General features: G+C 68.7%; 1 protein-coding gene. It reads right to left on the bottom strand.

The genetic code is table 11. The annotated features are described in order from the left end of the window. Positions 1-9,311: type I polyketide synthase (locus ACZ5CR_RS41255; protein WP_468867656.1), on the bottom strand; the 9,311-nt coding region annotated here is incomplete at its 3' end. Between the last annotated feature and the right edge of the window lie 59 nt (positions 9,312-9,370).

Here is a 9,370-nt window from a genome sequence, read left to right as displayed (position 1 = left end):
GCCAGCCCCGCAATCGCCACCCCCGGAGCCATCGTCGGCAGACCCCGACGCCGCAACTGCGCCGCCGCATCCCGGCCGGCCCCCGCGACCATGCCACCACCACCCCACGGACCCCACGCCACCGCCGTCGCAGACAGACCCACCGCCCTGCGGTGATCGGCCAGGGAATCCAGATAGGCATTGGCGGCCGCATACGCCCCCTGCCCACCACTGCCCCACACACCAGCAATGGAGGAGAACAGAACGAACGCGTCCAACTGACGCTCACCCAAAAGCTCATGCAGATTGCGCGCACCCTCCACCTTCGCCGACAACACCTCGGCGAACCCACCCAAAGCATCCGGATCAAGATCCGCCAGAACACCAGAACGCTCAATACCCGCCGCATGCACCACCGCGGTGAGCGGGAACTCGTCGGGGACCGACGCCAGCACATCCGCCAGAGCGTCGCGATCGGCGACGTCGCAGGCCGCGATGGTGACACGGGCGCCCAGCTCGGTCAGCTCCGCGCGCAGCTCCTCCGCACCATCGGCCTCCAGCCCACGCCTGTTGGTCAGCAGCAGGTGCTCGGCACCCTTGCCCACCAGCCACCTGGCTACGTGTGCGCCGAGCGCACCGGTACCACCTGTGACCAGGACCGTCCCGCGCGGCGACCAGCCCGCCTCGGGTGCCTTGCCGAGCGGCGCGGGCACCAGCCTGCGTCCCAGGATCTCGCCGTCCCGCAGCGCGACCTGGTCCTCACCACCCGACCCGGCAAGCACCGAGACCAGCAGATCACCGACCCGCTCATCCCGAGCCTCCGGCAGATCGATCAGGCCACCCCAGCGGGTGGACTGCTCCAGCGCGGCCACCCGGCCCAGACCCCACAACATCGACTGCTCGAACCCGGCAACGACATCACCCGCACCCGCCGACACCGCACCCGACGTCAGGCACCACAACGGCACCTCCGCCTCACCCAGCGCCTGCAACAGACCAACCGTGGCCGCCACACCCACAGGCACAGCCGAACCACCCGCATCCGCCAAGCCCAGCAGCGAGACCACACCACTCAGAACCGACAGGTCAGCCAGCCGCTCCGCCCAGTCAACCGACCCCGGATCCACGTGCTCAACCCGCACGTCCGCACCACTACGGACCAGCGCCTCACGAACCCACTCCGCACGGTCCTCACCAACCGGCGCAACAACCAGCCAAGCACCCTCCAGGCGCCCGGACCCGGCAACCACCGACCGCCACTCGACCCGATACCGCCAACCATCAACCGTCGAACGACCCTGCTGCTCCTTACGCCACGCCGAAAGCCTCGGCAGCACCGCACTCAACGGAGCATCCGACGACACATCCAACGTACGGGCGAGATCGGCGATGTCACCGTCCTCCACAACCCCCCAGAACCGCGCCTCCACCGGCGAAAGACGCTCGGTGCGCTCACCGGTCCGCACATCCAGCCAGTAGCGCTGGTGCTGGAAGGCGTACGTCGGCAGGTCAACGCGCCGACCGCCGCTGCCCGCGAAGAATCCGGCCCAGTCGACCACCACACCCCGCGTGTACAGCGCGGCAACCGTAGTGACCAGCGCAACCTCCTCGGACCTGTCCGCACGCAACGCGGGCAGGAACACCGCATCCGGCGCACCGCCAAGCCCCAGCGCCGACAACGTCCCGCCCGGACCAACCTCGACGAACACCTCAGCGCCCTGCTCGCACAACGCCACCACCGCGTCATGGAAACGCACGGACTCCCGCACGTGCCGCACCCAGTAGTCGGGCGAGGCAAGTTCTTCGGCGGTGGCCAACCGGCCCGTCAGCGTCGACACGATCGGGAGCACGGGAGCCTCGTACGACACACCCTCAAGAACCCGCCGGAACTCGTCCAGCATCGGGTCCATCAGCGGCGAATGGAACGCGTGACTGACCTTCAGGCGAGACACCTTCCGCCCCGCCTCACGCCACCGCTCCGCAACCACCTCAACATCAGCGGCGACACCGGAAACGACCACCGAGCTCGGGCCGTTGACGGCAGCAATGCCCACGGACTCCGGAAGATCCGCAGCGACCTCAGCCTCGGACGCCTGGATCGCCACCATCGCGCCACCAGACGGCAGCGCCTGCATCAGCGCGCCACGCGCCGACACCACCTTCACGGCATCCGCCAACGACCACACACCCGCCACATGCGCGGCGGCCAACTCGCCAATCGAGTGACCGGCGAGTATGCCGGGGCGCACACCCCACGACTCAAGCAGCCGGAACAACGCCACCTCAACCGCGAACAACGCGGGCTGCGTCACCCCCGTCTCATTCAGCGCATCAGCATCCTCACCGAACAACACCTCACGGACCTCAGGCCTGAACTCCGCAAGCACAGCCTCCAGAGTCTCGGCGAACACCGGGAAACGGGCGAACAGTTCACGCCCCATACCCAGCCGCTGAGAACCCTGACCCGAGAACAAGAAGCCCAGCAGCCCGCCGGCAACGGCGCTGCCCGTCACCACACCCGCCGCCTGACCGCCCTCGGCCAGCGCGGTCAGAGCAGCAAGCCGGGTCTCCACGTCGTCCGCGATGACGACCGCACGCTCTTCGAGCGACGCCCGCGTCGTCGCGAGGGAGAAGCCGACATCCACGGGGTCCAGGTCGACCACGCCGGAGAGCAGTCGCGTCGCCTGCTCCCGCAGCGCCTCGGCATTCCGCGCCGACAACACCCACGGCACAAGGCCGACCGCCTCGGAGGCAACGGCGGGAGCCAACTCGGCCGCAGCCGCGCCCTGCTCGGTCTCCGGGGCCTGCTCGATGATGGTGTGCGCGTTCGTGCCGCTGAATCCGAACGATGACACACCGAACCGGCGCGGCCGGTCGGTCTCCGGCCACGGGCGCGACTCGGTCAGCAGCTGCACCGCGCCGGCGGACCAGTCGACCTGTGAGGTCGGCTCATCCACGTGCAGTGTCTGCGGCAGCACGCCCTCCCGCATCGCCATGACCATCTTGATCACACCGGCGACACCGGCGGCGGCCTGCGTGTGACCGATGTTGGACTTCACCGACCCCAGCAACAGCGGCCGGTCGGCAGGGCGGCCCTGACCGTAAGTGGCAAGCAGCGCCTGCGCCTCGATCGGGTCACCAAGCGTGGTGCCCGTGCCATGCGCCTCCATGGCATCGACATCGGCCGACTCCAGGCCCGCACTCGCAAGCGCCTGGCGGATCACCCGCTGCTGCGAGGGACCATTCGGCGCGGTCAGACCATTCGACGCACCATCCTGATTCACCGCCGAACCACGTACCACCGCAAGGATCTGGTGGCCGTTGCGCTGAGCATCCGACAGACGCTCCACGAGCAGCATGCCGACACCCTCACCCCACCCGGTGCCGTCAGCAGCATCAGCGAACGCCTTGACACGACCATCCGCAGCCAGGCCACGCTGGCGGCTGAACTCGATGAACGAGCCCGGCGTCGACATCACAGAGACGCCACCGACCAGCGCCAGCTCGCACTCACCCTTGTGCAGCGCGTTCACCGCCAAGTGGAGCGCGACCAGCGATGACGAGCACGCCGTGTCCACCGTCACCGCAGGGCCTTCAAAGCCGTACGTGTACGACAGGCGGCCGGAGATGACACTCGCCGAGATACCGGTGCCCGCGTACCCCTCGACTTCCTCCTGCGCGGCCATCAACAGCGCCGCGTAGTCCTGGCCGTTCGTACCGACGAAGACACCCGACCGGCCGCCCCTCAGCGAAGTCGGGTCGATGCCCGCCCGCTCGAAGGCCTCCCACGACGTCTCGAGCAGCAGCCGCTGCTGCGGGTCCATGGCGGCGGCTTCGCGCGGCGAGATCCCGAAGAAGCCCGGGTCGAAGTCCGCGACGCCGTCCAGGAAGGCACCCATACGGCTGTACGTGGTGCCCGACTGATCCGGATCGGGATCATAAAGCGAGTCGATGTCCCAGCCACGGTCCGTCGGGAACTGCGACACCGCGTCCCCGCCCCCGGCCACCAAACGCCACAAGTCCTCCGGCGACTCGACCCCACCCGGGAAACGGCAACTCATCCCGACAATCACGATCGGCTCATCAGCCACCACCGCCACCGGAACATTGGCCACAACATCGACCACACCACCCAGCAACTCCGCACCAAGATGCGCCGCCAGCGCAGCAGGAGTCGGATAATCAAAGACCAACGTCGCCGGCAACGCCAACTCAGTCGCCGCATTCAACCGGTTACGCAACTCCACCGAACTCAGCGAATCAAAACCCAACTCCTTGAACGCACGCTCAGGCACGATCGCCTGCGCCGAACCATGCCCAAGGACCACCGCCACATGCCCCAGCACCAGATCCAACAGCGCCTTCTCCCGCTCCGCGACAGACAGCCCCGCCAACGACCGAGCCAACGCAGACCCGGCAACCACCAGACCAGACTCCACCGACCTACGCACAACACCCCGAACCAGACCCCGCAGAAGATGCGGCAACGGCCGAGAACGCGCCTCGCGACGCAACACCGGCAGATCGAGGGGGATCGGGACCAGCGCGGCACGACCCGCCGAACCCGCCGCATCAAACAACGCCAAGCCCTCGGCCGCACCGATCGGGATCACACCACTACGAGTCATCCGCCGCACATCAGCCTCATCGAGACTGCCCGCCATACCATCCGCATCCGCCCACAGCCCCCACGCCAACGACGTGGCGGACAGACCGGCCGCGCGGCGATGCTGGGCGAGTGCGTCGAGAAACGCGTTGGCGGCCGCGTAGTTGCCCTGACCCGCGCCACCGAACACACCCGCGGCGGACGAGAACAGCACGAACGCCGACAGGCCCAAGTCCCGTGTCAGCTCATGCAGATGCCACGCCGCATCCACCTTCGGCCGGAACACACCGTCGATCCGCTCAGGCGTCAGCGAACCGATCGTCCCGTCGTCCAGCACACCCGCCGTATGCACAACGGCGGAGACCTCATGCTCGGCCAGCAGCGCCGCCACGGCCTCACGGTCGGCCACGTCACACGCGGCAAACGCCACCTCGGCGCCCTGCGCGACCAGTTCGGCACGCAGATCCTCAGCGCCCTGAGCCGCGGCACCGCGCCTGCTCACCAGCAGCAGGCTGCGTACACCTCGCTCCGCGACCAGGTGCCGAGCGACAAGGCCACCCAACGTGCCCGTCGCACCGGTCACCAGCACCGCACCCGAACCGAAACCAGGATCGTCCACCACGGACCGCCGCACCCTGGCCAAGCGCGGGGCACTGACAGCACCCGCACGCACCGCCAACTGCGGCTCACCCGTGGCCAGCGTGGACGCCAGTCCATCCAGCGAGGCCGTCTCCTCGTCGAGGTCGACCAGCACGATCCGATCCGGATTCTCCGACTGAGCGGACCGCACCAGACCCCACACCGCCGCCTGCGCCAGGTTCGGCGCGTCCTCCTCGGCCGTAGTGGCGATCGCACCGTTGGTCGCGATGACCAGGCGCGACGCGTCGAACCGCTCGTCCGCCAACCAGGACTGGATGGCATTCAGCGCCCAGTGCGCCACTTCATGCGCACCGGCGACCGGGTCGGACCCGGAAGTGACCGGGCACGACAGAACAACAAAGTCAGCCAGCTCCGCCGACCCCGCAAGCGCCTCCGCATCGGTCCACTCGACCGACGGAACATCGCCCTCGGACACGGATACGGACACGGGCACCGACACCCAGTCGACACCGAACAACGCGTCGTCGCCCTGACCGTCACCAGCAGCGAACTGGTCCAACGACACCGGGCGCAATACCAGCGAGTCCACGGTCGCGACCGGAGCACCCGCCCCATCCGCCACGGCCAACGACACTCCGTCCGCCCCCGCAGGAGTCAGCCGCACCCGCAACGCCGTCGCACCCGAGGCATGCAGCCGCACACCCGACCACGAGAACGGCAAGCCACCAGAGTCACTGCCGTCACCCGCCAGGCCGATCGCGTGCAGCGCCGCGTCCAGCAACGCCGGATGCAGACCGAAGCCCTCGGCCTTCACACCCTCCGGCAGCGCGACCTCGGCGAACACCTCATCGCCCTTGCGCCAAGCCGACCGCAACCCCTGGAACACCGGGCCATAGTCCAAGCCCAGCTCCGCCAACTCGCCGTAGAACCCCTCAAGGCCTAGGGCCTCCGCACCCGCGGGCGGCCACTCGACCAGCGAAGCCCCACCAGAGCGATCACCCTCACGCAGCACACCCGTGGCATGCCGCGCCCACGAACGACCATCGTCCGCGTCACCCACACTGGAATGGAAACTCAGCTCACGCCGACCCGACTCATCCGCCGCACCAACCCACACCTGCACCCGAACCGAACCACTGACCGGCAGAACAAGCGGCACCTCCAGCACCAACTCCTCCACCAGATCACACCCGACCTGATCCCCCGCCCGCACCGCCAACTCCACAAACGCAGCACCAGGCAACAACACCGAACCCTGCACCACATAATCAGCAAGCCACGGATGCGACTGAACCGACAGCCGACCCGTCAGCAACACACCATCCGTGCCACCGAGGGTGACGGTCGCACCCAACAACGGGTGCTCCGCCGAACCCAGTCCGGCCGCCGTGACATCGCCGACCGAGGGCCGCACGTCCAGCCAGAAGCGCTCACGCTGGAACGCGTACGTCGGCAGATCCACCCGTCGCGCGCCACTGCCCTCGAAATAGGCGGACCAGTCCACGTGAGCGCCCCGCACGTGCGCTTCCGCGACCGCGGCGGTCACCGCCGCCTCCTCCGGGCGATCGTTCCGCAGCACCGGCACGAACCCGGCCTCCGGAGCCGACTCCTGCCCCAGCGCGGAGAGCGTTCCGCCCGGACCCACCTCGACGAACGTGGTCACACCCTCGTCCACGAGCGTGCTCACGGCGTCGGCGAACCGCACCGGCTCTCGGACGTGCCGCACCCAGTACTCCGCCGAGGTCAGCTCCTCAGCAGTGGCCAACCGGCCCGTCAGCGTCGAAACGATCGGGACCGCCGGAGCCTCGTACGAAACACCCTCAAGGACCCGCCGGAACTCGTCGAGCATCGGGTCCATCAGCGGCGAATGGAACGCGTGACTGACCTTCAGGCGAGACACCTTCCGCCCCGCCTCACGCCACCGCTCCGCAACCACCTCGACGTCAGCGGCCACACCGGAAACGACCACCGACGTCGGACCGTTGACCGCCGCAATGCCCACCGTCTCCGGCAGATCCACAGCAACCTCGGCCTCGGACGCCTGGATCGCCACCATCGCGCCACCAGACGGCAGCGCCTGCATCAGCGCACCACGCGCCGACACCACCTTCACGGCGTCAGCCAGCGACCACACACCCGCCACATGCGCCGCAGCCAACTCACCGATCGAGTGCCCCGCCAGCACATCGGGACGCACACCCCACGACTCAAGCAGCCGGAACAACGCCACCTCAACCGCGAACAACGCAGGCTGCGTCACCCCCGTCTCATTCAGCGCGTCGGCATCCTCACCGAACAACACCTCACGAACCACCGGATCGAACGCGCCAAGAACCTCGTCCAGAGCCGCAGCGAACACCGGGAAACGGGAGGCCAGTTCACGGCCCATACCCAGCCGCTGCGACCCCTGACCCGAGAACAAGAAGCCCACCAGACCGGCAACGGCACTGCCCGTCACCACCCCAGCCGCCTGACCGCCCTCGGCCAGCGCGGTCAGAGCAGCAAGGCGTGTCTCCGCGTCGTCCGCGATGACGACCGCACGCTGTTCCAGTGACGCCCGCGTCGTCGCGAGGGAGAAACCGACATCCACCGGGTCCAGACCGAGCCCACCGGAGAGCGTCCGCTCCGCCTGCTCGCGCAGTGCCTCTGCGCTACGCGCCGACAGCACCCACGGCACGAACCCGACCGTGCCGGAGGCAACAGCGGGAGCCGACTCCTCGACCGCCGCGGCCGGCTCGACTTCCGGGGCCTGCTCGATGATGGTGTGCGCGTTCGTGCCGCTCACGCCGAACGACGACACACCGGCCCGCCACGGCTGGCCGGTCTCCGGCCACGCCCGGGTGTCCGTAAGCAGCTCCACCGCGCCCGCGGACCAGTCCACGTGTGACGACGGCTCGGTGACGTGGAGCGTCTTCGGCAGTACGCCGTGCCGCATCGCCATGACCATCTTGATGACGCCCGCGACACCTGCGGCGGCCTGGGTGTGGCCGATGTTCGACTTGATCGAGCCCAGCATCAGCGGGCGGTCCGCGGGGCGGTCCTGGCCGTAGGTGGCGAGGAGCGCCTGGGCCTCGATCGGGTCGCCCAGCTTCGTACCGGTGCCGTGTGCCTCTATGGCGTCCACGTCGGACGGAGTCAGGCCCGCGCTCGCCAACGCCTGGCGAATGACGCGCTGCTGCGACGGGCCGTTCGGCGCGGTCAGGCCGTTGGACGCGCCGTCCTGGTTCACCGCCGAACCACGTACCACCGCAAGCACCTGGTGGCCGTTGCGCTGAGCGTCCGAAAGGCGCTCCACGAGCAGCATGCCCGCGCCCTCGCCCCAACCGGTGCCGTCGGCGCTGTCGGAGAACGCCTTGCACCGGCCGTCGGGGGCGAGGCCGCGCTGGCGGCTGAACTCGATGAACGAGCCCGGCGTCGACATCACCGTCACACCGCCGACCAGTGCCAGCTCGCACTCGCCCTTGTGTAAGGCCTGTACCGCCAGGTGCAGGGCCACCAGCGAGGAGGAGCACGCCGTGTCGACCGTGACGGCGGGGCCTTCGAGGCCGAAGGTGTACGACAGTCGGCCGGAGATGATGCTCGCCGAGATGCCGGTGCCCGCGTATCCCTCGACTTCCTCCTGCGCGGCCATCAGCAGCGCCGCGTAGTCCTGGCCGTTGGTGCCGACGAACACGCCCGACCTGCTGCCGCGCAGCGATGTCGGGTCGATGCCCGCCCGCTCGAACGCCTCCCAGGAGGTTTCAAGGAGCAGCCGCTGCTGGGGGTCCATCGCCGCGGCCTCGCGCGGGGAGATCCCGAAGAAGCCGGGGTCGAACTCCGTCGCATCGTAAAGGAACCCGCCTTCACGGGCGTAGGTGGTGCCCGTGTGGTCGGGGTCCGCGTCGTACAGAGACTCCAGGTCCCAGCCGCGGTCGGCGGGGAACCCGGCGACCGCGTCCGCACCGGACTCGACAAGACGCCACAGGTCCTCCGGCGACTCGACACCACCGGGGAAACGGCAGCTCATGCCGACGATCGCGATCGGCTCGCTGTCCTTCTCCTCGACCTCACGGAGACGTTGCTTGGTCTGCCGCAGGTCGGCAGTCAGGCGCTTCAGGTAGTCGAGGACCTTGTCGTCGGTCGGCATGTGCTTGATACCCCTCTGGGTGAGAGTCCGTACCCGTCTTGATGAGAGTCCGTACCGGG

This window comes from Streptomyces sp. NPDC031274 (genome assembly GCF_055570235.1).
Note: the sequence above shows the minus strand (reverse complement) of the source record. Positions and strands in the feature narration are given on the sequence as shown.